The organism is Niallia sp. M35 (assembly GCF_050971705.1).
Taxonomy (GTDB): Bacteria; Bacillota; Bacilli; order Bacillales; family Cytobacillaceae; genus Niallia; species Niallia circulans_A.
In genome coordinates this window covers 1-26,065 of record NZ_JBPCEP010000022.1, presented here as the reverse complement: position 1 = coordinate 26,065, position 26,065 = coordinate 1, and the positions used below count along the sequence as shown (strand labels likewise).

Here is a 26,065-nt window from a genome sequence, read left to right as displayed (position 1 = left end):
AGGTTACACACATGATTCAACAAGAATCACGTTTGAAAGTTGCTGACAACTCTGGTGCTCGTGAAGTACTTACTATTAAAGTTCTTGGTGGTTCAGGACGTAAAACTGCAAACATCGGTGATATCATCGTCGTTACTGTGAAACAAGCAACACCAGGTGGCGTTGTTAAAAAAGGTGACGTAGTTAAAGCAGTAGTCGTTAGAACTAAAAGTGGTGTTCGTCGTGCAGACGGTACTTACATTCGTTTCGATGAAAACGCATGTGTAATTATCCGTGATGATAAGAGTCCACGTGGAACACGTATCTTTGGACCAGTTGCACGCGAACTTCGCGATAACAACTTTATGAAGATTGTATCATTAGCTCCAGAAGTACTATAATATAAATTTTAATTGCCTTTAAGGAGGTGCGAAAAGATGCATGTTAAAAAAGGTGACAAAGTAATGGTCATCTCTGGTAAGGATAAAGGCAAAACTGGTGTTGTTCTTGCTGCATTCCCTAAAAAAGATCGCGTGATCGTTGAAGGAATCAACATTGTTAAGAAGCACTCTAAGCCATCCCAATTGAATCCACAAGGTGGAATCAATGACCAGGAAGCTGCTATTCATGTATCCAACGTTATGCCTATCGACCCTAAAACTGGTGAACCTACTCGTGTAGGATCAAAAACGGTTGATGGTAAAAAAGTACGCGTAGCGAAAAAATCCGGTGAAATTCTAGATAAATAGTTCAAATGAAGAAGGGAGGTACAATGAATGAACCGCCTAAAAGAAAAATTTGTTAAAGAAACTACTCCTGCTCTTATGAGCAAGTTCAATTATAAATCAGTTATGGAAGTTCCAAAACTGGAAAAAATCGTTGTTAACATGGGTGTCGGTGATGCGGTAGCAAACGCTAAAGCATTAGATGTTGCTGTTGAAGAATTAGCACAAATTACAGGTCAAAAGCCAGTAATCACTCGTGCTAAGAAGTCAATTGCAGGTTTCCGTCTACGTGAAGGAATGCCTATCGGAGCAAAAGTTACTCTTCGTGGAGAACGCATGTATCAATTCCTTGATAAACTTGTATCTGTTTCTCTTCCACGTGTACGTGACTTCCGTGGTGTATCTAAAAAATCATTTGATGGACGCGGTAACTACACTTTAGGTGTTAAAGAACAATTGATTTTCCCTGAAATTGATTACGATAAAGTAAACAAAGTTAGAGGAATGGATATTGTTATCGTTACAACTGCAAAAACAGATGAAGAAGCTCGTGAACTGTTAACTCAATTTGGAATGCCGTTCCAAAAGTAATCTCTAATTAGAGGGAGGCGAAGATGTGGCTAAGAAGTCAATGATTGCGAAACAAAAACGCACGCCTAAATATAAAGTACAAGAATACACACGTTGCGAACGTTGTGGTCGTCCACATTCTGTGTACCGTAAATTTAAGCTTTGCCGTATTTGTTTCCGCGAATTAGCGTATAAGGGACAAATTCCTGGTGTGAAAAAAGCTAGCTGGTAAAACCCGATATTGGGAAGGAGGTAAATACAAATGGTTATGACAGATCCAATTGCAGATTTGCTTACAAGAATCCGTAATGCGAATATGGTTCGTCACGAAAAATTAGAAGTTCCTGCTTCTAACATCAAAAAAGAGATCGCTGAAATCTTAAAGCGTGAAGGTTTTGTACGTGATGTAGAATATATCGAAGACAACAAACAAGGTATTATCCGCATTTTCTTAAAATACGGTTCAAGCAACGAGCGTGTAATAACTGGACTTAAAAGAATTAGTAAACCTGGTCTTCGTGTTTATGCGAAAGCAACAGAAGTACCTCGTGTATTAAACGGTCTTGGAATTGCATTAGTTTCTACTTCTCAAGGAGTACTTACTGATAAAGAAGCTCGTGCGAAACAAGTTGGCGGAGAAGTATTAGCATACGTTTGGTAATAATAGGTTTAATGAATGGAGGTGCAACTAAATGTCTCGTGTAGGTAAAAAACCAATCGAAGTACCAGCAGGCGTTACAGTTACTATTGATAAAAGTACTGTAACGGTGAAAGGTCCTAAAGGTGAATTAACTCGTACTTTTAATTCTGATATTGCGATCAGCTTAGAAGAAAACGTGATTAATGTAACTCGTCCTTCTGATGTGAAGGAACATCGTGCATTACATGGAACAACTCGTGCATTGTTATCTAACATGGTGGAGGGTGTTTCAAAAGGCTTTGAGAGAGGTCTTGAATTAATCGGTGTCGGTTACCGTGCTCAAAAACAAGGAAGCAAACTTGTATTGAACGTAGGTTACTCTCATCCAGTAGAAATCGAACCAGAAGCTGGTATTGAAATCGAAGTACCATCTGCTACGAAAGTAGTTGTAAAAGGAACTAGTAAAGAGCGTGTTGGAGCACTTGCTGCTAACATTCGTGACGTTCGTCCACCAGAACCTTATAAAGGGAAAGGTATCCGTTATGAAGGCGAATATGTACGTAGAAAAGAAGGTAAAACTGGTAAGTAATGCCGCATAGGTAAACGAAAGGAGTGACCTAAATGATTACGAAGGCTGATAAAAATCAAGTTCGTAAGAAAAGACACGCACGTGTGCGTTCTAAACTTAGCGGAACTGAAGCTCGTCCTCGTTTAAATGTGTTCCGTTCAAACAAACACATTTACGCTCAATTAATTGATGATGTTAACGGTGTAACAATCGCAAGTGCATCTTCATTAGATAAAGAGCTTAACCTTGAATCTACTGGTAATTTAGAAGCTGCAGTTAAGATCGGTGAATTAGTAGCTAAACGTGCTGTAGAAAAAGGAATTAAATCAGTAGTATTTGACCGCGGAGGATATTTATATCATGGTCGCGTAAAAGCTTTAGCTGATGCTGCTCGTGAGAACGGCCTAGAATTTTAATAGACAAAGGAGGGACATAAAAAGATGCGTCGTATTGATCCAAACAAACTTGAACTTGAAGAACGCGTAGTTACAGTTAACCGTGTAGCGAAAGTTGTTAAAGGTGGACGTCGTTTTCGTTTCTCTGCTCTAGTAGTAGTTGGGGACAAAAATGGTAACGTTGGTTTTGGTACTGGTAAAGCTCAAGAAGTACCTGATGCAATTCGCAAAGCGGTTGAAGATGCGAAGAAAAATCTTATTGAAGTACCAATGGTTGGTACAACAATTCCACACGAAATTATCGGACATTTCGGAGCTGGTGAAATTCTATTAAAGCCTGCTTCTGCAGGTACAGGAGTTATCGCTGGTGGTCCAGTACGTGCTGTGCTTGAATTAGCTGGTGTAGCTGATATCTTATCAAAGTCATTAGGTACTAACACACCAATTAACATGGTTCGTGCAACTTTAGACGGTTTAAAACAATTAAAACGTGCTGAAGACGTAGCGAAGTTACGTGGAAAATCAGTAGAAGAACTGTTAGGATAAGGAGGGAAATTAAATGGCAAACAATCTGGAAATTACCCTCACTAGAAGCGTAATTGGTCGTCCGCAAGACCAACGCGAAACAGTTAAAGCTTTAGGATTACGTAAGGTAAATCAAACAGTTGTTCAACAAGATAATGCTGCAATTCGCGGTATGATCAATAAAGTATCACATCTTGTAACTGTAAAAGAAAACTAAAAATCATTCTTCTTCAATAAGGAGGTGCCAAAATGAAACTTCATGAATTAAAACCTGCAGAAGGTTCTCGTCAAGAACGTAAACGCAAAGGGCGCGGTATCGGTTCAGGTAATGGTAAAACTGCTGGTAAAGGTCATAAAGGTCAAAACGCACGTTCAGGTGGGGGTGTAAGACCTGGATTCGAAGGTGGTCAAACGCCTTTATTCCGTCGTTTACCTAAACGTGGTTTTACTAATATCAACCGTAAAGAATACGCTATTGTTAATTTAGATACTCTAAATCGTTTTGAAGAGGGAACTGAAGTAACTCCAGAACTTCTTATCGAAACAGGAGTTGTTAGCAACGAAAAAGCAGGAATTAAGATTCTTGCAAAAGGCAATGTAGAGAAAAAGCTTACTGTTAAAGCTCATAAATTCTCCTCTGCTGCAAAGGAAGCTATTGAAGCTGCCGGCGGTCAAACAGAGGTGATCTGATGTTTCAGACAATCTCCAATTTTATGCGCGTGGGTGAAATAAGACGAAAAATCATATTCACCCTATTAATGTTGATTATATTTCGCCTTGGTACATTTATTCCTGTACCGTACGTGAATGCAGACTTTCTAAAAGCACAAGATGCTTTTAGCGCCTTCGGAATTTTAAATACTTTCGGTGGTGGAGCACTAAAAAACTTTTCTATTCTTGCGATGGGGATCATGCCGTATATTACAGCATCTATTATAGTAAGCTTATTACAAATGGATGTTGTGCCAAAATTTACGGAATGGTCAAAGCAGGGTGAGGCTGGACGAAGAAAGTTAACGCAATTTACGCGTTACTTTACAATCGTTCTAGCTCTTATCCAAGGTTTTGGTATGTCATACGGTTTTAATAATCTTGCTGGTGGTGCATTGATTACAAAACCTGGATTTTCGTCGTATTTGGTAATTTCGATCGTGTTAACAGCAGGTACAGCCTTTTTGATGTGGTTAGGAGAACTAATAACTTCTAAAGGGGTTGGTAATGGTATTTCTATTATCATTTTTGCTGGTATCGCAGCAGGAATTCCTTCTATTGCTAATCAAATCTATGCTCAGCAGTTTGACAACCCGGGTGATCAATTGTTCCTTAATATTGTAACGTTAGCTTTAATTGTTATAGCTGTCATTGCAATAGTAGTAGGAGTAATTTTCATTCAGCAAGCTCTTAGAAAGATACCAATTCAATATGCTAAAAGAATGGTAAACGGAAATAGCAGCACAGGTGGTCAATCAACACATTTACCGTTGAAAGTAAACTCTGCTGGTGTTATTCCAGTTATCTTTGCAGTTTCCTTCTTGGTCACACCGAGAACTATTGCATCATTCTTACCGCAAAATGATGTTACTTCCTGGATTCAAAGAGTATTTGATTATACTCATCCAATAGGAATGATTATATATACAGTATTAATCCTTGCGTTTACTTATTTCTATGCTTTCATTCAGGTAAACCCAGAACAAGTTTCTGAAAATCTGAAAAAACAAGGTGGATATATTCCAGGTATTCGACCTGGTAAAAGTACGCAAGATTATTTATCACGTGTTCTATCTCGTTTAACACTAGTTGGAGCTCTATTCTTAGCCATTATTGCTATACTTCCTGTATTTTTTATTAATATTGCAGGGCTTCCACAATCTGCTCAGATTGGCGGAACAAGTATTATAATTGTGGTTGGGGTTGCATTGGAAACAATGAAGCAATTAGAATCTCAATTAGTAAAACGACACTATAAAGGTTTTATTAAATAGTATAATTTAGGGGACGTTTGTCCCTTGAATTTTATGTAAGAGAACTTGAGGGGGAATACGCATGAATTTAGTCTTAATGGGGCTCCCTGGCGCAGGTAAAGGTACACAAGCTGAGAAGATTGTCGCGAAGTACGACATCCCTCATATTTCAACTGGCGACATGTTCCGTGCGGCTATGAAAGACGAAACAGAACTGGGACTAAAAGCAAAATCTTTTATGGATAAAGGTGAATTAGTACCAGATGAAGTGACTATTGGTATTGTTCGCGAAAGACTTAGCAAGGATGACTGTGAAAAAGGTTTTCTTTTAGATGGTTTTCCTCGTACAGTTCCTCAAGCAGAAGCTTTAGAAAATATTTTGTCTGAATTGAATAAGAAACTAGACTTTTGTATCAATGTTCAAGTGGATCAAGAGATATTAATGGAGCGTTTAACAGGCAGACGTATTTGTAAAAGCTGTGGTGCAACCTATCATCTAGTGTTTAATCCGCCATCCAAGCCAGATACATGTGATCGTTGTGGAGGCGAATTATACCAACGCGCAGATGATAATGAAGCAACAGTGAAAAATCGTTTAGAAGTTAATATTAAGCAGTCTCAACCATTACTTGATTTCTATGAGTCAAAAGGTTATCTTCGTAATATCAATGGACAACAAGATATTAATAAAGTATTCGTAGATCTTGATGAATTATTAAGTACTTTAAAATAAGAGTAACTTTTGCTTTGACTAATCTGTTCTCTAGCATGGAAATAAATCAGAGATAATAAATAGAAGAATTGGGATGAAATGGCTGAGGAGTTTATTCCTAAACATGATGCATTTCCTTTTTTCAAAAGGTATAATAATTTTCATGGTTATATCTGTAACAAAAAAAGCATAACCGTGTTATTTTGACATGTTTATCTTCGTTAAAAGATTAATCAATTTAGATAATTGGTGCAGAGTATTTTGGATTTCATGGTAACTCCGCTTGAATTGCTTTTTTATCTAGTAGTGAAGAAGGTAATGTAACTATTATTCTTTCTATTATGACGATTGGTATTAGAACAGGTGTGCAGTTGTCGAACAGTCTACGAAATCCTTGAAATACGAAATCTATGTGGCTTTTCAAGTGAAACCAAGTATGAGTGGGAAGTTTTAAGGCTAGACTCTTGAAGAATGACAATTTTTCTTGAAAAAGGTCATATAAATGCTTGCATACTTCGATACGATAAGACACAAGGCTGTTGATAGAATGTTCGTAATGAGAGGAAAGATCATTTCTTTCTTAAAATGAATGATCTAGCAATGCTAAGTTTAGTTGGTAGCATTAAACCTTTTTCTATTTCTTTGCCTATTATTATATTTTTTTATAATTAATAGCGGACGAAGTACCTTCTCTTATGGTATAATCAATTAGTTGCAGTTTAATGCAGTTTTATTATATTATAGGAGCAGTTCAGAGTAGTTTAATGTACACCGATCGTGTGACAAGAAGAGCTACACTTTGCTATATTAGTTAAGATGGATCTCGTATTTTTTTATGGAAAGGAGAGATTTTCGATGGCTAAAGACGATGTAATCGAAATTGAAGGCACAATCACTGAAACTTTGCCGAACGCCATGTTTAAGGTAGAATTAGAAAATGGTCATACTGTATTGGCTCACGTTTCTGGTAAAATTCGCATGCATTTCATCCGTATTTTACCTGGTGATAAAGTAACGGTTGAGTTATCTCCATATGACTTAACTCGCGGAAGAATTACTTACCGCTTTAAATAATCTGATTGCACTCCGTACTATCAAGGAGGTTAGGATAATGAAAGTTAGACCATCTGTTAAACCAATCTGCGAAAAATGTAAAGTTATCCGCAGACGTGGTAAAGTTATGGTTATCTGTGAAAACCCTAAACACAAACAAAAACAAGGTTAATAACAAGGAGGTGCGCATATAGATGGCACGTATTGCTGGTGTGGATATTCCACGTGAAAAACGTGTAGTAATATCTTTAACTTACATTTACGGTATTGGAAAAAATACTGCACAAAAAGTATTAGCAGAAGCTGGTGTTTCTGAAGATACACGCGTTCGTGATTTAACGGAAGATGAATTAAACAAAATCCGTGATATCATTGACGGTTTAAAAGTAGAAGGGGATCTTCGTCGTGAGATTTCTTTAAATATTAAGCGTCTAATGGAAATTGGTTGCTACCGTGGCCTTCGTCACCGTCGTGGTTTACCAGTTCGTGGACAAAACACGAAAAACAACGCTCGTACTCGCAAAGGTCCTCGTAAGACTGTAGCTAATAAGAAAAAATAATCGGTAAAGGAGGTACATTATAATGGCACGTAAAACTAATACACGTAAACGTCGTGTTAAAAAGAATATTGAGTCTGGTGTTGCTCATATTCGTTCTACTTTCAACAATACTATCGTAACTATTACAGACGTTCATGGAAATGCTCTTTCATGGTCAAGCGCTGGTGCACTTGGATTCAGAGGTTCTCGTAAATCTACTCCATTCGCTGCACAAATGGCTGCTGAAACTGCTGCAAAAGCATCTATGGAACACGGTATGAAAACTTTAGAAGTAACAGTTAAAGGACCAGGTGCAGGTCGTGAAGCTGCTATTCGTGCTCTTCAAGCTGCAGGACTAGAAGTTACAGCGATCAGAGACGTAACTCCAGTTCCTCATAATGGTTGCCGACCACCTAAACGTCGCCGAGTTTAATTTTTCTGTATAAATTTTCTATCCTTGTCTATAATGGGATATGACTAAAACTTTTAGAACCCGTACAGATTTATTAACTAACCCAGTTGTTGTGCACAAGCGGGAACGTAAACATGGGGAATTTCGGTAAAAATTACCGAGGTTTCGACGTTTTGAAGGAGGGTATATCTTGATGATCGAAATAGAAAAACCAAAAATCGAAACGGTTGAGATCAACGATGATGCCAAGTATGGTAAGTTCGTCGTAGAGCCACTTGAGCGTGGATATGGTACTACTTTGGGTAACTCCTTACGTCGTATTCTACTATCCTCACTGCCAGGTGCCGCTGTCACATCCATTCAAATTGATGGGGTACTTCATGAGTTCTCAACTATTGAAGGCGTCGTAGAAGATGTTACAGCTATCATATTAAATATCAAAAAGCTAGCATTGAAAATATACTCTGATGATGAAAAAACTTTAGAGATTGATATGCAAGGTGCAGGGGTAGTAACAGCAGCAGACATTACACATGATAGTGATGTAGAGATCTTAAATCCAGATCTTCATATCGCAACTTTAGGTAGTAACGGAAATTTCCGCATGCGTTTAACTGCAAAGCGTGGCCGTGGATACACACCAGCAGAGCAAAACAAACGTGAAGATCAACCTATTGGTGTAATTCCTATTGACTCTATCTTTACGCCAGTATCTCGTGTTTCTTATCAAGTAGAGAATACTCGTGTTGGTCAATTGACTAATTATGATAAGTTAACTTTTGACGTGTGGACTGACGGTAGTACAGGTCCTCAAGATGCTATCGCACTTGGTGCAAAGATTTTAACTGAGCATTTGAATATCTTTGTTGGGTTAACTGACGAAGCACAAAATGCTGAGATTATGGTAGAAAAAGAAGAAGATCAAAAAGAAAAAGTTCTTGAGATGACAATCGAAGAATTAGATCTTTCTGTTCGTTCTTATAACTGCTTAAAACGTGCTGGTATTAATACCGTACAAGAATTAGCGAATAAGACGGAAGAAGATATGATGAAAGTTCGAAACTTAGGTAGAAAATCTCTTGAAGAAGTAAAACATAAATTAGAAGAGCTTGGATTAGGATTAAGAAAAGACGACTGATAAGTCTCTTGATTATGAACGATATCTATAAAGCTTGTATTTTAACAAAAGGAGGGAATCTCACATGGGTTACAGAAAGTTAGGACGCACAAGCGCACAACGTAAAGCTATGTTACGTGACTTAACTACAGACTTAATCATCAATGAGCGCATTGAAACAACTGAAGCGCGTGCAAAAGAACTTCGTTCTGTTGTAGAAAAAATGATTACACTTGGTAAACGTGGAGATCTACATGCACGTCGTCAAGCAGCTGCTTATGTACGTCATGAAGTTGCTAATGCTGAAACAAACCAAGACGCTGTACAAAAGTTGTTCAGTGATGTTGCTGCTCGTTATACTGATCGTCAAGGTGGTTACACTCGTATCATGAAAATGGGTCCTCGTCGCGGAGACGGAGCACCAATGGTAATTATCGAGTTAGTGTAATAGGATTTCAAAGAAACTTAGGGTACGGGACAGTTTATATTGTTATGAAACTTGTTCAAGTGCCCTTTTTCTTTAATAATCCTCACTTTTGATCAAGCCAATATAGAGTGTTATGATGAGCATTTATCTTCATTTAATGACTCGTCTAGCTCGTGCACCTCTTCTTTGGATTAAATCGTTAGAAAGAGGTGCGGGCTTTTTTCATGTTTTATTAGGACTGCAGGGTGCTAAGAAGTGGAATACCATAAGATATATTTAACAAGCATAGAAAAAGGATATCAAAGATTATACAAATAATCTTATGTTAAACCAATTCAAAGCTCGCCCAATTGGCGAGTTTATTTTTTTATCTTGCTTTAACAATGAGTTAGAATAAAAAAATGAACTATTACCCGGAGATTACTACACGAAGGTTATTAATTGTTTATGTGAATGTAGTAATTTTACTTTATTTATAATCAATAATATCTAGCAGGTAAATGGTGGGAATATAATGGACCAAAAGATTTTACTAAAGGTTGAAGATGTATCCTTTAAATATGAGGAGCAGTCAGAATATGCCCTTAATCGCGTTTCTTTTCATGTAAACGCTGGTGAGTGGGTTGCGATAGTTGGACATAATGGTTCAGGTAAATCTACGTTAGCTAAGTTATTAAATGGATTACAATTCTCTCATGAAGGTTCTATAGTAATAGACGGTATTCCGATAACAGAGGAGACTGTCTGGGAAATAAGGAAAAAGGTAGGAATGGTATTCCAGAATCCTGATAATCAGTTTGTTGGTACAACGGTGAAGGATGATGTGGCTTTTGGTTTAGAAAATAACGCTGTTCCAAGAAGTGAGATGGTAACAAGAGTAGAGCGTTCTTTGGAAAAAGTAAAGATGTTATCTTTTCTTGATCAAGAGCCGCACCATCTATCTGGAGGACAAAAACAGAGAGTCGCTATTGCAGGAATTATTGCATTGAAACCTGAAATTATCATATTAGATGAGGCTACCTCTATGCTTGATCCTCAGGGAAGAGAAGAAGTCTTTGATATTATGAGAGAGCTGCAAAAAGAAAATATGACCATTATTTCGATTACTCATGACCTAGATGAGGCTGCTAAGGCAGACCGGATTATCGTAATGAATAAGGGTAGAGTATATAAGGAAGGTAATCCTAAGGAAATATTTAAACTGCAGAAGGAACTTGTTGAAATAGGTTTAGATATACCTTTTACTATTAAGATTAGGGAAAGCTTAATAAACAAAGGTATTTCATTAGAGGAAATATATTTAACAGAAGAAGAGTTGGTGACAGGCATATGGACATCTCACTTCAAAAAGTAGAGTATCGTTACCAGGAAAATTCTCCGTTTGAGCGATTGGCGATAGAGGATGTAAGTTTTGATATTCCCTCAGGAAGCTATGTTGCCGTTATAGGTCATACTGGTTCAGGTAAATCTACCATTTTACAGCATCTTAATGCTCTTTTAACACCGTCTAAAGGGAAAGTGGTAATAGGTGACCGTACACTTGAAGGTGGACAGAAACATAAGAACTTGCGGAGTATCCGGCAAAGGGTAGGGATTGTTTTTCAGTTTCCAGAACAACAGTTGTTTGAAGAAACAGTAGAAAAGGATATCTGTTTTGGCCCTCTTAATTTTGGTATTCCTGAATCAGAAGCAAAGATAAGAGCTGTAAAGGCATTAAGTGAGGTAGGATTGTCTGAAGATTTTCTCATGAAATCTCCTTTTGATTTATCAGGTGGTCAGATGAGAAGAATAGCTATTGCTGGTGTGCTGGCTATGGAACCAGATGTACTTGTATTAGACGAGCCGACAGCTGGTTTAGATCCAAGAGGCAGACGAGAAATTATGGATATGTTTTATAAGCTTCATAAAGAGCGAAATTTAACGACTGTTCTAGTTACACATAGTATGGAGGATGCTGCTCATTATGCAGATCAAATAGTCATTATGAATAAAGGGAAAGTTCATCGTCAAGGGACTCCAATAGAAATTTTTAAAGAAGCAGAGGATTTAGCTGCTATTGGATTGAATGTTCCTGAAGTTGTACGATTCCAAAAGAAAGTAGAAGCAAAATTCGGAATGAAGATGGAACGGGTTCACTTAAACATGGAAGATTTTACGGATGAGTTAGCAGTGTATCTTCAGAAGAAAGTAGGGAGCAGTTAATGGGAAAAATGATTATAGGGCGTTTTATTCCCGTTGATTCTACATTACACAGAATGGACCCCCGTTCCAAGTTACTACTTGTTTTCCTATTTATTTGTATTGTGTTTTTGGCTAATAATATTTGGAGCTATTTGCTATTGATTGTATATGTAGGTACTTTAGTCGCCATCTCCAATGTACCGATTAAGTACATTTATTTAGGACTGAGGCCAATTTTTTGGTTAATTATTTTTACGTTTATTTTGCATATTTTTTTCACGAAAAATGGAGAGCTATTGTTTGAGTGGGGATGGATTACGATTTATAAAGAAGGTATTAGAATGGGGATTCTCATTTCTATTCGCTTCTTCTTGCTCATTATCATGACATCCTTGCTTACATTAACAACAACGCCAATCGAGTTAACGGATGCAATTGAAACACTATTAGGACCACTAAAAAAGGTGAAATTTCCTGTTTATGAACTGGCGCTTATGATGTCTATCTCCCTGCGCTTTATTCCAACTTTAATGGATGAAACAGAAAAGATTATGAAGGCTCAGATGGCAAGAGGAGTAGAATTCTCTAGTGGCTCCATTAAAAGCCGTGTACAAGCAATTATTCCTTTATTGATTCCTTTATTTGTTAACTCCTTTAAAAGAGCAGAGGAGCTTGCTATTGCGATGGAAGCACGTGGCTATCAAGGTGGAGAAGGAAGAACGAAATACCGCCAATTAATCTGGAATCCTATTGATACCATAATGATTATTATTCTGATACTAATAACAGCTATGCTGTTTGTATTAAGAACATAATGGAGAATACGATGCAAAGATATAAATGTACAGTTAGCTATGATGGATCGAATTATAGTGGGTTTCAAATTCAGCCAAAGGATCGAACCGTACAAGGGGAAATCGAAAAGGCTTTAAGAAGGCTCCATAAAGGAGTAGAAGTAAAGATTCAGGCTTCTGGTAGAACGGATGCTGGCGTTCATGCTAAGGGACAAGTCATTCATTTTGATAGCTCTCTTGATATACCTGCAGATAAGTGGCCGATTGCTCTAAATACTCTTTTGCCCCACGATATTGTGGTTGCAGATGCAGAGATAGTACCTGACTCCTTTCATGCCAGATATAATGTAACAGCGAAAGAGTATCGCTATTTTATTCAATTAGGAGAGCGGAGAGATCCCTTTAAACGTAATTATGCCTATTATTATCCATATGCTCTAAATATGGAGGCGATGAGGGAAGCACTTTGTTATTTTATTGGAGAGTATGATTTTACTAGTTTTTGCTCTGCTAAAACAGACAAAGAAAGAAAAGTAAGAACGATTACTGGAGTAAAGCTTACAGAGGAAGACAATATGTTAATTTTTTCTTTCCAAGGGAATGGATTCCTTTATAATATGGTGCGGATTATGGTCGGTACCTTATTAGATGTAGGAAGAGGGAAAAAGTTACCACAAGATATTCCCGTAATTTTAGAGAAAAAGGATAGAAAGGCAGCAGGAAAAACAGCCTCTGCAAATGGATTGTATCTTTGGAAAGTATGGTATTAAACCATGATTCTTGCGACGCTGGGGAGAGGAGACTAATGCTTTCCTCCTTTTCCAAAAAGAGTACAGAAAGCGACCAAGGAATCCTTTTCTTATAAGTAAAAAGTGTTGTTCTTTGAGTAAAAGTCACGAAAAAAAGATTTTTTTCTCATAACAACTAAACCTGGTGTAACATTCCCTTGACATATGCTACTCTAGGATATATCATAATATGGTATGTATTTTAAACCCACATTAAGCCCCGGAACTTAATTGTGTGAACATATAGACGTAAGAACAGACATTTATATTTTAAACAAACTATAACTTTAACATTTCAGGAGGGAAACTCATGCGTACAACGTTTATGGCTAATTCAAACAATGTTGATCGTAAATGGTACGTAATTGATGCTGAAGGCCAAACTTTAGGTCGTCTTGCTAGTGAGATTGCATCAATTCTACGTGGTAAACATAAACCAACTTTCACACCTCATGTGGATACTGGTGATCATGTAATTATTTTAAATGCTTCAAAAATTGAATTGACTGGTAAAAAATTAACTGACAAAATTTACTACCGTCACTCTATGCACCCAGGTGGATTAAAGCAAAGAACTGCTTTAGAAATGCGTACTAACTACCCAGAGCAAATGTTAGAACTTGCAATCAAAGGTATGCTTCCAAAGAATTCTCTTGGTCGTCAAATGTTTAGAAAATTACACGTATATGCTGGTAGCGAACATCCGCACCAAGCTCAACAACCAGAAGTTTACGAACTTCGTGGATAATTAATAAAGGGAGGTAAAACAAATGGCACAGGTTCAATATATCGGTACTGGTCGTCGTAAAAGCTCTGTTGCTCGTGTACGTTTAGTTCCAGGTGACGGACAAATCATCATCAATGGTCGTGAAATCGAAAATTATATCCCGTTTGCAGCTTTACGCGAAGTTGTTAAACAACCATTAGTGGCTACTGAAACAACTGGAAGCTACAATATTTTAGTAAATGTTAACGGTGGAGGTTATACTGGTCAAGCTGGCGCTATCCGTCATGGTATCGCACGTGCTTTACTTCAAGTAGATCCTGAATACCGTCCAACATTAAAACGCGCAGGATTATTAACTCGTGACGCTCGTATGAAAGAACGTAAAAAATACGGTCTTAAAGGCGCTCGTCGTGCACCTCAGTTCTCAAAACGTTAATTTTTGGCGTTCAAGGCTCTTTTCACTTTTGTGGAAAGGGTCTTTTTTTATGCTAAAAGTTGTCTGTGATTATATTTGATGACAACTCATAACAGAAGCCTTCAAGAACCTCAGACTATGTACTATTGGTTTTCCCCAGCGAAACTATGGAGTACAATGATCCACTTTATTCCTCATTAAACTAAATTATTGCTCAATTTTCATTGAAAGGTGGAGAATTACTAGAACGAGAGCTAGGTTGTTTCTTATAAATTTCACAAATGGATAATATTAGTCTTAAATCGTCCCATTTTTGAACCACAGACTTTTTAAATCATTATAATGAAAGGAGAAAAGCGTTATATTAGAGCTTAAAGGGAGGCGCAATTTGATCGAAATGAATAATAGTTATGAGTTTTTATGGGGATCAACCACTGCAGTTTATCTATGTGAAGGAGCATGGTATATTTTTACCTATAAGAGTCCATAGAATATTTGAATGTGAATGGTGATGTTGCAAGTGATACTTAAAAATACTCTAAAATGTGAGGTGTAGATACCATGATAGATAAAAAAACCACAGTACAATTTACGCTGCTGACTTTTAGCATAGCATATTTTGTGTCAGGTGCCTTGATTGTTCTTGGGCCATTCGGATATTCAGTTTACAATTGGGTTCACACATTCCAGCAATTCTTGATGAATATTCCTTTTGCAATTTATATTTTGTCGCCTGCTATTGCTTCATATGTCGTTTTGAAGAAAAATAAAAAAATAGCAGATTTTAAGGAATGGTTGAAAACTGTTTTTTATATCAAAAACAACATATTTGTCTATTTGTTTGTTGTTGCAGGGCTTGCACTGTATTTCTTGATCCATATTGCAGTTTCAGACCGCACAGAAATAGTGCTTCCGTTTTATACGTTTTTTCTTTCGCTGCCTGGTAATCTTATTATTGGCGGCTTAGAGGAAGCTGGCTGGATGTACATATTGCAGCCTAAACTCAACAAAAAATACGGCTTTGTTGTATCTTCTGTTATCACTGGGATTATATGGACTGTATGGCACATTCCCCTTTTCTTCATTCCGGGGACGAATCACGGTGAAGGGCTTATTAACTTTGGGATGTTTGTAGTTCAACTCATGGCTTTTCGATTTTTCCACGGGGCAATCTACAAAATTTCAGGAAAAGGCTTTGTCTTTATGTCCGTATTATTCCATACCATGTTCAATGCAGCATCCCCTATCTTTGGTACCATGACGATGACCTGGGCGGGAACAATTGCTGCAAATACTGCGATCATTCTTGTGTCCATTTTAACTGTTGTGATATATGAAAAAAAGAGCATGACAATAATGCAAGTTAGAAAGCTATAGCATGATTGTAATTCCGCGGTTTAAAGGAATTTTACACCTTACTAGTAAATGCCTGACTTCAAATTTTTAATGGATATAGAATGACTTAGAGATGAAAAAATTAAACTGAACACGTTAGTAGTAAAATAGAACATAAATACAGAGGTGAAACTTTAACATGCAATATGATGCAAAGAATGCTGAAGAATATTTAGAAATGCTTGAAGATGATTGGAGAAAAGAGAAACTGCTCGCGATTCGACAAATGATTTTTTCATACGCACCAGAATTAGGAGAGGTCATCTGCTATAAGATGTTGAATTATGGTAAAGAAGATAACTATATTTTTGCATTAAATGCCCAAAAACATTATGTCAGTCTCTATGTGGGTACAATAGAAAAAATCGAAAATGCAGAGGCCTTACTAGCGGGCTATAATTACGGGAAAGGCTGCATTCGCATTAAAAAATCGATAAAGATGGAAGATACGGGGTTGGCACAATTTATCCACAAAACCGTCGATAGGTGGCGTGCCGGTGAAGATACGGCATGTTAGCCATAAGGGATAGAAGCTTTTTTGTGAGCTGAAATATTTATGGATAGCTGCAACAGTATGGAACAAGACCGCTTGTTAAAAGATAACTGATGAAGAAATTATGCAAAAGCTTGGCTTTGTATTAAAGCTAGAACAACCGATGGGGCCTAATGCGACGTGGATCGAAGTCGGTCCTTATGAAGATGAATTTACTACGTTAATCCTTTATTCTAAATCATTAATGGAAGAAGCAACAGCCCTCTAAAGTTGCTCATCCATCTGTTCTCTTCAGTACTGCTGATATTGAAGCGGCTTATGAGGATATGAAGCAAAAGAGGATAAAAGTGGATGAGTTATTAAAAATGCCGTATGGAAATTTGTTCGAAATGGTAGGTCAATGGAATGCAGCAGGGAATATGCAAAATATATTATAGTAGAAACTTACTGTTACTAATAAAGTAAATGGAGAAAGGATATACATATGAAGTATAATTCAAAAAATGTACAGTTGAGAGAAATGGAAGCACCAATGCCTGATTGTAGTAGAAAACCGTTATTAATTGATGATGAAACGATAAAGACTAGATATGAAAATGTACTACAAGAGATGAGAGTGGATGGGCTTGATGCGTTATTGGTATATGCAGATCTTGAGCATGGCGGAAACTTTGAATATTTAGTGGGATTTGTTCCAAGATTTGAAGAAGCTATATTAGTTCTTCACTCTAAAGGCGATGCCTTTCTAATCTTGGGAAATGAAAACCTTAATAAGGCACAATACTCTAGAATACCAGCACAAGGAATACATTGTCCGCACTTTTCCTTACCCAATCAGCCTATGGAACCCGATACTCCATTTTCAAGCGTTTTTCTTAAAGCAGGAATCCGAGAATCGATGAAAATTGGTTTAGTGGGGTGGAAGCACTTCACAAGTAAAGTTGAGAATAATCGAAATTTCTTTGATACTCCTTCTTTTATTGTGGATACAATCAGAGATATTGTTGGGAAGGAGGGTTCCCTAACCAATAGAACAGATATTTTCATTGCTGGAAACCGTGGAGTACGGAGAGTGAATAATGCAAATGAAATAGCACACTATGAGTTTGGAGCATCTCTTGCGTCGGATTGCATCTTGCGTACTATAAATAAATTAGATGTTGGTGTCTCTGAAATGGAACTAGGTAAAGAACTGAATGATTTAGGTCAAAGAAATAGTGTAGTTACGATAGCGTCCACAGGTAAAAGATTTGAAAAGGGAAATTTATACCCTATGTCTAAAAAGGTGACGAAAGGGGATGCCATTTCTTTAACTGTGGGATATAAAGGAGGATTATCCAGTAGAGCAGGATATGCTGTTATGGAACGCTCTGAGTTACCAGAAAGTAAAAAGAATTATGTAGAAGACTTAGCAGCCCCTTATTACACTGCTATTGTAGCATGGCTTGAGAATATTCGAATTGGGATGTCTGGTGGGGACATGTATAGCTTTATTAATTCTGTTCTTCCTAAAGAAGTGTTTCATTGGGAGCTATGCCCAGGACACTTGACGGCTGATGAAGAGTGGCTGGCATCTCCGATTTATGAGAACTCGGATGAAATTATTAAAAGCGGAATGATTTTTCAAACTGATATAATACCACGTGTCGCTGGATATGATGGAGTATCAGCTGAAAGTACAATTGCACTAGCTGACGATGCATTAAAAGAGGAGATAAGAAAAAATTATCCCGAACTTTGGATGAGGATCCAAAAAAGAAAAGAATATATCAATGATTTCCTTGGAATTAAATTGAGTAAGGATGTTTTACCATTATGCAGTACGGTTGCTTATTTACGACCGTATCTATTAAATAAAAAGCTTGCATTTTGTTACAATCATAATGGCTGAATTTAAGATTCTTCGTATAGTAGTTTAAAAAGTCATGTAATGTAATTGGATATAGGATACTAATCACCTCCTTGTAGCCCAATTTTCTTGTCAGAAAACTTATTATAAGGAGGTTTTATTTTTTTAAAATTACACTGATATCCTCATTAATTGGACGTGGACGGTGCACGGTGCACGATAAGTGTGAGTATCACAGTAATAACTGTGAGGATAAAAGAAAAAACGCAACTTGCCAATTCTTATCTACTTTAATTGCTGGGAAACAAGTAGACAGAACGGGATTGCGTGTAAGTGAATAGAGTATTTATCAGTTGATTCTTTTAGGATTCAGTTTTAATTATTTTAATCAATTTTTATTGGTGTTAGAACATTTTTAGCGCTTTTCCTTTGAAAAAAAATACGAGGATGTTACGATAAGAAATTATGTGGCGGTAAGAAGATGAGACTCCTTCTCTTACAGAGGTTGGATGCGTGGTCATAGGTCAATATGATACAGAAATCTCCTTAAAAAAGGAGATTTTTTTGTCATTGGAGGAAACCTTTTTCATTAATGCAACGTAGATAAGTAGAATAATTAAGGAGCGTGTTTACATGTATTTTTCTATCCCTGAACCAACAAAAAAGGTATCTAAAGAGGCTGTGAAAGTATGGCGGATATCGGAGGTGATATCTAATAGTACGATTCTTGTGGTATTGGGTGTTTGCTACTTCCTCTATTTTTATTTTTCATGGAAGGCGTGGATTGGTCCAATCATTATAGGTCTTGGCGTATTAACAATCTTGGCGGCATTATGGGGAATTTATATTGCACCGCCATTAAAACAGCGCTATTGGCGTTATGACGTCAGTGAAGAGTTTATTCAACTGAAATGGGGAGTAATGGTCGAGAATCATCAATTAATCCCGATGACAAAAGTACAGTCGGTTGAATTAACACAAGGACCACTGCAAAGGAAATATCAATTATATTCTATAACGGTCGGGACGATGGGGACCTCGCATGAGATTCCTGCCATTCCAAAGGAAGAGGCTTATCGTTTACGTGATCAAATTGCTCATTTTGCAAAGATTAAGGAAGTGGAGTAATGGAAGGTATCAGGAAGCGGCAGCATCCGATTAAAATAGTCTTTGATATAGCTGGATTTGTAAAAAGTAATTTTTTCTTATTTATTATTTTATTTGTGTCACATTTTGGATCCGAAAAAATGTATATGAAGATATTTCAAGTTCTCTTTCTTCTTTATGCTATTGTGCAGCTTCTTAGCATCGTACTGGATTGGTTTACACATACTTATTCAGTAGAAGAGGAAGCGCTACATATAAGGTCTGGGGTTTTTACAAAGTCGCATCGAGTAATCCCCTTTTATAAAATTCAAAATATTCACCGACACACCTCTGTTTTTCATAAAGGGCTCCACCTAACTTCCTTAACATTGGAAACAGGAGAGACCGGAGATTCTAGTTCTATACCGTTAACAGTTATTCGCAAGAAAGAGGCAGATTGGTTAGAGTCTTATATCCATCAACCGGAAAATGTCTCAGCAGGCGACGGAGAAGAAGCTAAAACAGTTGCTGGAAGCGAAAGAACGGTTCATTTTCAGGTAACAAGAAGAGACTTAGTGAGAGCTTCTTTTTCTTCTTTGAGCTTTTTAGCGTTAATTCCATTATTAATATCTTTTTTCTCCAATATAGATTCAATCTTTCAAATGGAAGTGGAGACAAGTAAGGTTCTTACTTATCTATTGGATCATTTCTGGATGATAGTCGGCGTATGCATTGCTCTTCTGATTATAGGGGTGCTATTTGGTCTTGGTGTGACTTTCTGGAAATATGGCCGTTTTCAAATAACCTCTGATAAGGATAAGATTTATATAAAAAAAGGATTAGTCTCAGAAACGTCCTTTTCCATTCAAAAGGAGAAAGTGCAGGCAGTGAAAGTGATCCAACTTCCAATGCAAAGACTTTTGAAAATAGCTGAGGTGAAATTAGTGAGTGCCGGGGATATCGGGGATGAAGATTTGGAGGTAAACTCTTTGTTCCCATATATGCCAGTGGATCAAGCATATGAAATTATAGAAAAGATTCTGCCGGCGTATCGATTGAAAAAGCAAATGAAGAAGCTGCCTAAGAAAGCTCTATATGCTAGACTGCTTAGACCTAGTTATTTTGGGATAATCGCAGCAATTGGTCTTGTCTATTGGAAGCCAGAGATATGGTATATGGCGATATTATTATTTATTTTGATTTATTTGTTGAGAGTATGGGATTACTTTAATAGCAGGTACATCCAACATGAAGAATTTATTCAAGTGAAGAAGGGGAGCCTGCAATCAACATTAATTTTGACAAAAAGAGCAAAGGTTATGGAAGTTAATGTGAAGAGATCCCGGTTACAGAGGAATTTGGGTCTTGCCACTATTGAATTCATTAATCGATCACAGCCGATTGAGCAAACGGATTTAACCGATGTTCCAGCGTCAGATGCTAGTGAATTTTATCATTGGTATAATAAGCGAATGAGTGACATACATGTAGAAGATTATGTAGAGAGCAACGAAGGTGAAAATGGTAAGAAAGCACTGAAATAGCAACTATTCTTTTAATTGGATGCTAAAAGGTTTGTTAGACTAGTATGGTCTCATCTTGTTGGTTGAAAAATAACAGCAAGAGGTGAAATCAATTGGCAGTCATTACAAGCTTTGATATAAGAAAACGCGAGAAACAAATAAAATATGAAAGAGCGGTTCTTAGGGAAATATCCCTTAAAGAATTAAAAGAAAAGGTAGCTCACTATTTTGGCTCCTCTAACCTAACTTCTAGTATCTTAATGAACAATGGAATCGAAGAGGCTTGTTATGATGTAGCAATAGAGACCTTTCTTTTAGGAGCGAATTACAGTAAATTTAGTGAATATGGCGAAGAAGTTCAAGCTATAAAAAATAGATGCAAGGAAGAAGATGTTCATTTAAAAGAAACACTTTACCATTTTCTTCTTTATTGGGGCAGTGAGGAAAGCAATAAAAATGAATCCCTATACTATTTATGCGAACAATTTGTTGATGAATGGTGGCTGGAAGGTTATACGAAAGCGAATAAGAGAAGAAAGCTTCGCTTACATTGAAAGATGGCATGAAAATGCCATCTTTCAGACTGTAGACAAACTCCTGTATTTTGGAAATAGAAGTTTGAGTAAAGTATATTTATTAATCTCTTTGAATTTAGACGTTACTTTCCGCTCCGGGGGTTCGCTTTCCATGGGGCTCGCGCTGAGCCGCTTCGGCTTACAGCCTGCAGGGTCTCAGACTGTCTCGCTAATCCCACAGGAGTCTCACCCCCTCCACTCCAAGCAACGCATGAAAATGCATTTTTACTTCTTCAATATCTTTTTGTTATGGCCTGAAAGGAGGACTTGCTGTTCTAAAACCTCATATTCCTCCATATAGTATGAATAAGGACGGGCACAGGGGGGAATGAGGTTAACTGTGAGTAAAAAGTGGAAAATAAGCATATATATCCTAGGACTAGCACTCCTTTTCTTTATTTTGCAATTTGATTTCTCAAATGATGATTCATGGGATGCCTGGAATTTGCCATTAACCGGAAAAGTAATCATTATTGATCCTGGACACGGCGGGCCTGATGGTGGTGCAGGGGATAAGGAGGTAATGGAAAAGGATATCGCCTTAAGCGTTTCCTTAAAGCTTCGAGATTATCTGCAAGAGCAAGGAGCGTTAGTCATCATGACAAGAGAAATAGATAAGGATTTGGCTAGTGAAAGTACGAAAGGCTATCGCAATCGAAAAGTTGAGGATTTAAAAGAAAGAATAAGCATTATCAATAAATCGGATGCGGATTTATTCTTGAGTATTCATTTAAATGCTATCCCTTCATCGAAATGGAGTGGAGCACAAACCTTCTATTCTTCTAAGCAAGAAGGAAATGATAGAGCTGCTAAGTTTATTCAAGACGAATTAATTGATAACTTAGAGAATACTACCCGGAAGGCAAAAACGCTGGAGAGTGTATACATACTTAAATATGCCGAGAGACCAGGAGTGCTAGTGGAGGTAGGTTTCTTATCGAATCCACAAGAAAAGGCAAATCTTATGAAGGAAGATTATCAGGAGAAAATTGCAGCATCTATTTATAAAGGGGTTAATCGTTTTTTTACAAATGAAGAGGAACTTGAAATTCAAGAATAGAGACTTATGATGTCTCTATTCTTATTTTTATCGATTTTATCTATTCCCGGGAAATAAATGCTAGTAATAACGTTTGAATCTTCAGAATGTAAACGATAACTATTTTTGTGCTATACTGATAGTAAAAATAGGAAAGGGGATTGCGTCATGATAACAAAAGAAGAAATCGAGAAGATAGTGGAGAATATGATCGATCCTTTTTTACATAAATCATTGCTTGAACTGAGCGCAGTGAAAGATGTCAAATGGAATGAAGAAAAAGGGCATGCCAGTTTAAAGGTGGCTGTAGCAAAGTTAGGCTCAGCCTATCAAATCGAGTTGCAAAATCAAATTGTCAGCGCGCTTAAAGAAAGAGGGGTAGAGAGTGTTGGGTTACGCTTTACCGAATTATCTAGTGCGCTTGTAGAGGAAATAATAAAGGAAACAGAATCTGAAGATAAGAAGCCAATTTATATTGCCATTGCTAGTGGGAAAGGTGGAGTAGGAAAATCAACGGTTTCCGTGAACTTAGCTGTCTCTTTAGCAAGGATGGGGAAAAAAGTTGGGTTATTAGATGCTGATATATATGGTTTTAGTGTCCCAGATATGATGGGAATCACGAATAGACCAGAAGTAATAAAGGAGCGTATTATTCCGGTTGAGCGTTTTGGGGTTAAAGTTATTTCGATGGGATTCTTTGTTGAAGATAATACCCCTATTATCTGGAGAGGTCCAATGCTTGGTAAAATGCTGACAAGCTTTATGGATGAAGTAGAATGGGGAGAACTTGATTATCTCCTATTAGATTTACCACCAGGAACAGGTGATGTGGCTTTAGATGTCCACTCTATGCTGCCAACAAGTAAAGAAATTATTGTAACAACACCTCATCCAACTGCTGCGTTTGTTGCAGCACGTGCTGGGGCGATGGCATTAAGAACAGAACATGAGATATTAGGTGTCATAGAAAATATGTCTTATTTTGAAAGTCGTTTAACAGGGGAAAAGGAATATGTGTTTGGCAAGGGTGGAGGAACGAAATTAGCAAAGGATTTAGAGGTACCCTTACTCGGAGAACTGCCATTGGGGCAGCCAGATTGGAATGAAGAAGATTTTGCTCCATCCGTCTATAAAGAAACACATCCTATTGGTGAAAGATATAAGGAGATTGCTGAACAAATAGTAGAAGTCTTAGAGATGGCAGCGGATAGAGTAGAAAACTAACTTCTGATAGTAAAAAGAGGTACCTTCCTTTGAAGGCACCTCTCAGACTGTCGACAAACTCCTAATTCAGTAATTAGGAGTTTGTCTTAGTTTATACATATACATTCTTTTAAATAAGAGTTGATTTCCGTTGCAGGGGTTCGCTTTCCGTGGGGCTCGCGCTGAGCCGCTTCGGCCTAAAGGCCTGCAGGGTCTCAGACTGTCTCGCAGATCCCACAGGAGTCTCACCCCTTCCACTCCAATCAATGCATAATAATTCCATTTGCATTTCCTAAATTCCTTTTGTCAACAAGCTGAGAGGTACCTTCCTTTGAAGGCACCTCTTTTTATATTTTATTTTCTTCTGATAATAAAGAGGAAGAGGCTTCTTTCGCAGCTTTATCTAGTAATTCTTTCAATTTAGATTTGAATTCAGGTGTTTCCATTGTTTCTTGGAGGATTTGTTCCACATGCTCTCTATATTCTGTGCTTTTTAAAATGTTCTTCATTTCTGATTCTAGCGAAGGATCTTGCAGCAACTCGACCATCATCTTCCGATATCCCGGGTCCTTCATCAGATCTTTGATCAATTTTTCATTTTCGGATTTCATGCTTTTTGCCATTGTTTCAGCAAATTCAGGATCCTTGAATTTTTTTTGCCAGAATTCAGCTGCCTTGTCAGAAACGAGTGTTTTTTCTATTGTATTTGTTACTGCCTTTTCATTCATAACCAGGTTTTGCTTTATTTCTTCATCGTTCATTACTTCACGAATAGCTTTTTTCCCTTCGTCTGTTTTTAATATATCCACAACCATTTTCTTCGTTTGATCATAGTCCATTTGTTGAGAATTTTCACTTTCTGAGCATCCACTTAATAAAGAAATGACTAGCAGGAGGGTAATCCCTTTTTTTAGCATGATAATTACCTCTTTCATTAAAGATATCTATTAAGTAGAATGGATTCTTTTTGAATTTTTATTCCTGATGGTAAGCAAAAGATAATGGAATAAGAAAGAAAAAACTGGCCCTAAAAGAGTTTTTTCGATCTTTATTCAATCGATTACCTCTAATTAGGACACAGCTTTTTTGCTTTAATGTACTTCCTTCGATTTGGAATCAGCGTTGGAAATCATTTCTGAAACAGTAACTAACTTTAAGTTCTTTTTTTGTAATTTCCCTATAATTTCTGGTAGGGCTTTTGCAGTTTGTTTAGCAGAATCAGAAGCATGTAATAAAACGATGTCCCCCTTTTTAGCTGAAGTAGCTTTTTTGATGATTTGTTGTGATCCGGGATTGGTCCAATCCTTAGAGTCGATACTCCAGTGTACTAATGTGTAATCATATTGGTCTGCAATAGTCAAAGTAGATTGACTGAAATGACCGGTTGGGGCTCTAGCTAATAAAATATTTTCTACTTTTAATTTTTGAAATGCCGTTTTTGCTTTAGATATATCTTGGCGAATTTTTTCTTCTTTTACTTCAGAATAGTCAACATAGTCATAACCTAGTATTCCAATTTCGTGACCTTCCTTTACCATTCTACTGACTAATTCAGGATGCCTTTCTGCCCAAGAACCAGCAAGAAAAAATGTTGCGTTCACTTTCTTTTCTTTCAAAATATCAAGAATTGGTTCTGCTCTTTTGTCGCCCCATCCAATATTAAAGGTGAGCGCAACTCCTTTCTCCCCTTTGTAAACAGCCTTTGGTCCATCCTTAGAAGAAAATACAGGGATTTGAACAATGTTTTCCACATACAAAAACCAGGCTGTGAAGAAGGATACTACAACTATCAATGCCATTTGTTTTAAGGATTTACTGTTAAGAACATAGAAAAAATTCATCTGTTTGTCACCTCGTCCACTTTACTGCTCGTCTCATACTTATGTAGAAAAGAAAAAAATCATGACAAAAACTTTTATAAAAAAAGAAAAATTAGTACATAATACAGAGACCAAAATATGGATGCAGCAGGAGGATTAGTGATGATTGGATTATTATTAAATAAAAAGGAAATAAAAGAGATTGAATATCTAATTAAAAGGGAATTGGATGAAATATTATTGGATTTAGGAGATAAAAGAATTGATCTTGCTGTGAAGAAAGCGATGATTAAAAGGTATAAGAATTTATTTGTATTGCTTAAAAGAGTGGCTTCCCCTAAGGAATGTCTAGCATATATCCTGCCAGAAAGTAAGCTATTAGATGAAAAAATATAAAATGTGAAAAAACTGTTGACGAATAATAGTTATCTTGGTATATTAATAAACGTCACTTCGACAAAAGAAATCAACGAATAAGAAAATAAAAAAAGTAGTTGACTCTTAAGTTTGGATGTGTTAAATTAATAAAGTCGCTTATTGAGCGGCCGACT

General features: G+C 37.0%; 37 protein-coding genes. 35 read left to right on the top strand and 2 right to left on the bottom strand.

From position 1 onward, the window contains the following. The first annotated feature begins 11 nt into the window (after nt 1-11). The 34 genes from rplN to NiCM35_RS23695 all read left to right on the top strand — a co-directional run bounded on the left by rplN (nt 12) and on the right by NiCM35_RS23695 (nt 23,715). Entirely contained in the window at nt 12-380 is a 369-nt protein-coding gene (gene rplN / locus NiCM35_RS23860; protein WP_016204567.1) for a 50S ribosomal protein L14, read from the top strand. 36 nt (nt 381-416) lie between these two features. Continuing rightward, nucleotides 417-728 carry a 50S ribosomal protein L24 gene (rplX, locus tag NiCM35_RS23855; RefSeq protein WP_016204568.1) on the top strand — a complete coding sequence of 104 codons (312 nt, stop codon included), beginning with the start codon at nt 417-419 and terminating at the stop codon, nt 726-728. A 27-nt stretch (nt 729-755) separates the two neighbouring features. Further along, on the top strand, nt 756-1,295 hold the full coding sequence (rplE, locus tag NiCM35_RS23850) for a 50S ribosomal protein L5 (RefSeq protein WP_047943719.1): 540 nt from the start codon (nt 756-758) through the stop codon (nt 1,293-1,295). 25 nt (nt 1,296-1,320) lie between these two features. Then, nucleotides 1,321-1,506: a 30S ribosomal protein S14 gene (gene rpsN / locus NiCM35_RS23845; RefSeq protein ID WP_009499044.1), complete on the top strand. Its 186-nt coding sequence runs from the start codon at nt 1,321-1,323 to the stop codon at nt 1,504-1,506. A gap of 30 nt (nt 1,507-1,536) precedes the next feature. Continuing rightward, nucleotides 1,537-1,935, top strand: a complete 399-nt coding sequence (gene rpsH, locus NiCM35_RS23840; RefSeq protein ID WP_016204570.1) for a 30S ribosomal protein S8 — start codon at nt 1,537-1,539, stop codon at nt 1,933-1,935. A 31-nt stretch (nt 1,936-1,966) separates the two neighbouring features. After that, nucleotides 1,967-2,503 carry a 50S ribosomal protein L6 gene (gene rplF, locus NiCM35_RS23835; protein ID WP_095333640.1) on the top strand — a complete coding sequence of 179 codons (537 nt, stop codon included), beginning with the start codon at nt 1,967-1,969 and terminating at the stop codon, nt 2,501-2,503. Between the two features lie 32 nt (nt 2,504-2,535). Beyond that, a complete protein-coding gene (gene rplR / locus NiCM35_RS23830; protein ID WP_047943721.1) occupies nt 2,536-2,898 on the top strand; it encodes a 50S ribosomal protein L18 in 363 nt (120 codons plus the stop codon). A gap of 24 nt (nt 2,899-2,922) precedes the next feature. Continuing rightward, nucleotides 2,923-3,423 carry a 30S ribosomal protein S5 gene (gene rpsE, locus NiCM35_RS23825; protein ID WP_047943722.1) on the top strand — a complete coding sequence of 167 codons (501 nt, stop codon included), beginning with the start codon at nt 2,923-2,925 and terminating at the stop codon, nt 3,421-3,423. 13 nt (nt 3,424-3,436) lie between these two features. Further along, nucleotides 3,437-3,619 (top strand): 50S ribosomal protein L30, encoded by a 183-nt coding sequence (gene rpmD / locus NiCM35_RS23820; protein WP_016204574.1) that lies wholly within the window; start codon nt 3,437-3,439, stop codon nt 3,617-3,619. Between the two features lie 32 nt (nt 3,620-3,651). After that, a complete protein-coding gene (gene rplO / locus NiCM35_RS23815; RefSeq protein ID WP_047943723.1) occupies nt 3,652-4,092 on the top strand; it encodes a 50S ribosomal protein L15 in 441 nt (146 codons plus the stop codon). Further along, the gene (gene secY / locus NiCM35_RS23810; RefSeq protein WP_095333642.1) at nt 4,092-5,387 is read left to right on the top strand and encodes a preprotein translocase subunit SecY; all 1,296 of its coding nucleotides are present in this window, start codon (nt 4,092-4,094) and stop codon (nt 5,385-5,387) included. Before rplO ends, secY begins: the two co-directional genes overlap by 1 nt. A 61-nt stretch (nt 5,388-5,448) precedes the next feature. Next, a complete protein-coding gene (locus NiCM35_RS23805; RefSeq protein WP_095333644.1) occupies nt 5,449-6,099 on the top strand; it encodes an adenylate kinase in 651 nt (216 codons plus the stop codon). 834 nt (nt 6,100-6,933) lie between these two features. Continuing rightward, nucleotides 6,934-7,152, top strand: coding sequence for a translation initiation factor IF-1 (gene infA, locus NiCM35_RS23800; protein ID WP_016204578.1), 219 nt, complete (start codon nt 6,934-6,936; stop codon nt 7,150-7,152). Between the two features lie 37 nt (nt 7,153-7,189). Continuing rightward, nucleotides 7,190-7,303, top strand: a complete 114-nt coding sequence (rpmJ, locus tag NiCM35_RS23795; RefSeq protein ID WP_000868344.1) for a 50S ribosomal protein L36 — start codon at nt 7,190-7,192, stop codon at nt 7,301-7,303. Between the two features lie 22 nt (nt 7,304-7,325). Then, complete coding sequence (gene rpsM, locus NiCM35_RS23790) at nt 7,326-7,691, top strand: 30S ribosomal protein S13 (RefSeq protein ID WP_016204579.1); 366 nt, start codon at nt 7,326-7,328, stop codon at nt 7,689-7,691. Nucleotides 7,692-7,713: 22 nt separating this feature from the next. Then, nucleotides 7,714-8,103 (top strand): 30S ribosomal protein S11, encoded by a 390-nt coding sequence (gene rpsK, locus NiCM35_RS23785; RefSeq protein WP_016204580.1) that lies wholly within the window; start codon nt 7,714-7,716, stop codon nt 8,101-8,103. A 172-nt stretch (nt 8,104-8,275) separates the two neighbouring features. Then, entirely contained in the window at nt 8,276-9,220 is a 945-nt protein-coding gene (locus tag NiCM35_RS23780; RefSeq protein ID WP_016204581.1) for a DNA-directed RNA polymerase subunit alpha, read from the top strand. A gap of 64 nt (nt 9,221-9,284) precedes the next feature. Further along, nucleotides 9,285-9,647 carry a 50S ribosomal protein L17 gene (rplQ, locus tag NiCM35_RS23775; protein WP_016204582.1) on the top strand — a complete coding sequence of 121 codons (363 nt, stop codon included), beginning with the start codon at nt 9,285-9,287 and terminating at the stop codon, nt 9,645-9,647. A 493-nt stretch (nt 9,648-10,140) separates the two neighbouring features. Continuing rightward, nucleotides 10,141-10,980, top strand: coding sequence for an energy-coupling factor ABC transporter ATP-binding protein (locus tag NiCM35_RS23770; protein WP_433780828.1), 840 nt, complete (start codon nt 10,141-10,143; stop codon nt 10,978-10,980). Next, nucleotides 10,956-11,828 carry an energy-coupling factor ABC transporter ATP-binding protein gene (locus NiCM35_RS23765; protein ID WP_303984676.1) on the top strand — a complete coding sequence of 291 codons (873 nt, stop codon included), beginning with the start codon at nt 10,956-10,958 and terminating at the stop codon, nt 11,826-11,828. Before NiCM35_RS23770 ends, NiCM35_RS23765 begins: the two co-directional genes overlap by 25 nt. Next, nucleotides 11,828-12,622, top strand: coding sequence for an energy-coupling factor transporter transmembrane component T family protein (locus NiCM35_RS23760; protein ID WP_095333650.1), 795 nt, complete (start codon nt 11,828-11,830; stop codon nt 12,620-12,622). Before NiCM35_RS23765 ends, NiCM35_RS23760 begins: the two co-directional genes overlap by 1 nt. Before the next feature lie 11 nt (nt 12,623-12,633). Further along, the gene (truA, locus tag NiCM35_RS23755) at nt 12,634-13,371 is read left to right on the top strand and encodes a tRNA pseudouridine(38-40) synthase TruA (protein WP_433780827.1); all 738 of its coding nucleotides are present in this window, start codon (nt 12,634-12,636) and stop codon (nt 13,369-13,371) included. Between the two features lie 328 nt (nt 13,372-13,699). Then, entirely contained in the window at nt 13,700-14,137 is a 438-nt protein-coding gene (gene rplM, locus NiCM35_RS23750; protein ID WP_095333654.1) for a 50S ribosomal protein L13, read from the top strand. A 22-nt stretch (nt 14,138-14,159) separates the two neighbouring features. Next, a complete protein-coding gene (gene rpsI, locus NiCM35_RS23745; protein WP_047943731.1) occupies nt 14,160-14,552 on the top strand; it encodes a 30S ribosomal protein S9 in 393 nt (130 codons plus the stop codon). A gap of 540 nt (nt 14,553-15,092) precedes the next feature. Next, complete coding sequence (locus NiCM35_RS23740; RefSeq protein WP_433780826.1) at nt 15,093-15,908, top strand: CPBP family intramembrane glutamic endopeptidase; 816 nt, start codon at nt 15,093-15,095, stop codon at nt 15,906-15,908. Between the two features lie 157 nt (nt 15,909-16,065). Further along, a complete protein-coding gene (locus NiCM35_RS23735) occupies nt 16,066-16,443 on the top strand; it encodes an iron chaperone (RefSeq protein ID WP_433780825.1) in 378 nt (125 codons plus the stop codon). A gap of 100 nt (nt 16,444-16,543) precedes the next feature. Continuing rightward, nucleotides 16,544-16,687, top strand: coding sequence for a VOC family protein (locus tag NiCM35_RS23730; RefSeq protein WP_249928530.1), 144 nt, complete (start codon nt 16,544-16,546; stop codon nt 16,685-16,687). Nucleotides 16,688-16,903: 216 nt separating this feature from the next. Beyond that, nucleotides 16,904-18,310 (top strand): M24 family metallopeptidase, encoded by a 1,407-nt coding sequence (locus NiCM35_RS23725; protein WP_123258677.1) that lies wholly within the window; start codon nt 16,904-16,906, stop codon nt 18,308-18,310. A 170-nt stretch (nt 18,311-18,480) separates the two neighbouring features. Next, entirely contained in the window at nt 18,481-18,609 is a 129-nt protein-coding gene (locus tag NiCM35_RS23720; RefSeq protein ID WP_433780824.1) for a hypothetical protein, read from the top strand. A gap of 292 nt (nt 18,610-18,901) precedes the next feature. Further along, a complete protein-coding gene (locus tag NiCM35_RS23715) occupies nt 18,902-19,396 on the top strand; it encodes a PH domain-containing protein (protein WP_433780823.1) in 495 nt (164 codons plus the stop codon). Further along, nucleotides 19,396-20,898 (top strand): PH domain-containing protein, encoded by a 1,503-nt coding sequence (locus NiCM35_RS23710; RefSeq protein WP_433780822.1) that lies wholly within the window; start codon nt 19,396-19,398, stop codon nt 20,896-20,898. The genes NiCM35_RS23715 and NiCM35_RS23710 overlap by 1 nt, the downstream gene beginning before the upstream one ends. Before the next feature lie 92 nt (nt 20,899-20,990). Next, nucleotides 20,991-21,431, top strand: coding sequence for a DUF2521 family protein (locus tag NiCM35_RS23705; RefSeq protein ID WP_433780821.1), 441 nt, complete (start codon nt 20,991-20,993; stop codon nt 21,429-21,431). Between the two features lie 361 nt (nt 21,432-21,792). Then, the gene (gene cwlD, locus NiCM35_RS23700) at nt 21,793-22,512 is read left to right on the top strand and encodes an N-acetylmuramoyl-L-alanine amidase CwlD (protein WP_433780820.1); all 720 of its coding nucleotides are present in this window, start codon (nt 21,793-21,795) and stop codon (nt 22,510-22,512) included. A gap of 147 nt (nt 22,513-22,659) precedes the next feature. Next, entirely contained in the window at nt 22,660-23,715 is a 1,056-nt protein-coding gene (locus tag NiCM35_RS23695; RefSeq protein WP_095333681.1) for an Mrp/NBP35 family ATP-binding protein, read from the top strand. Nucleotides 23,716-24,041: 326 nt separating this feature from the next. Here NiCM35_RS23695 and gerD read toward each other — a convergent pair whose 3' ends face one another. Further along, on the bottom strand, nt 24,042-24,611 hold the full coding sequence (gerD, locus tag NiCM35_RS23690) for a spore germination lipoprotein GerD (protein WP_433780819.1): 570 nt from the start codon (nt 24,609-24,611) through the stop codon (nt 24,042-24,044). A gap of 174 nt (nt 24,612-24,785) precedes the next feature. Next, on the bottom strand, nt 24,786-25,535 hold the full coding sequence (gene pdaB / locus NiCM35_RS23685; protein WP_123258681.1) for a polysaccharide deacetylase family sporulation protein PdaB: 750 nt from the start codon (nt 25,533-25,535) through the stop codon (nt 24,786-24,788). A gap of 141 nt (nt 25,536-25,676) precedes the next feature. Between pdaB and NiCM35_RS23680 the strand changes: the two genes are divergently transcribed. Then, a complete protein-coding gene (locus tag NiCM35_RS23680) occupies nt 25,677-25,910 on the top strand; it encodes a hypothetical protein (RefSeq protein WP_095333685.1) in 234 nt (77 codons plus the stop codon). Nucleotides 25,911-26,065 lie beyond the last annotated feature (155 nt).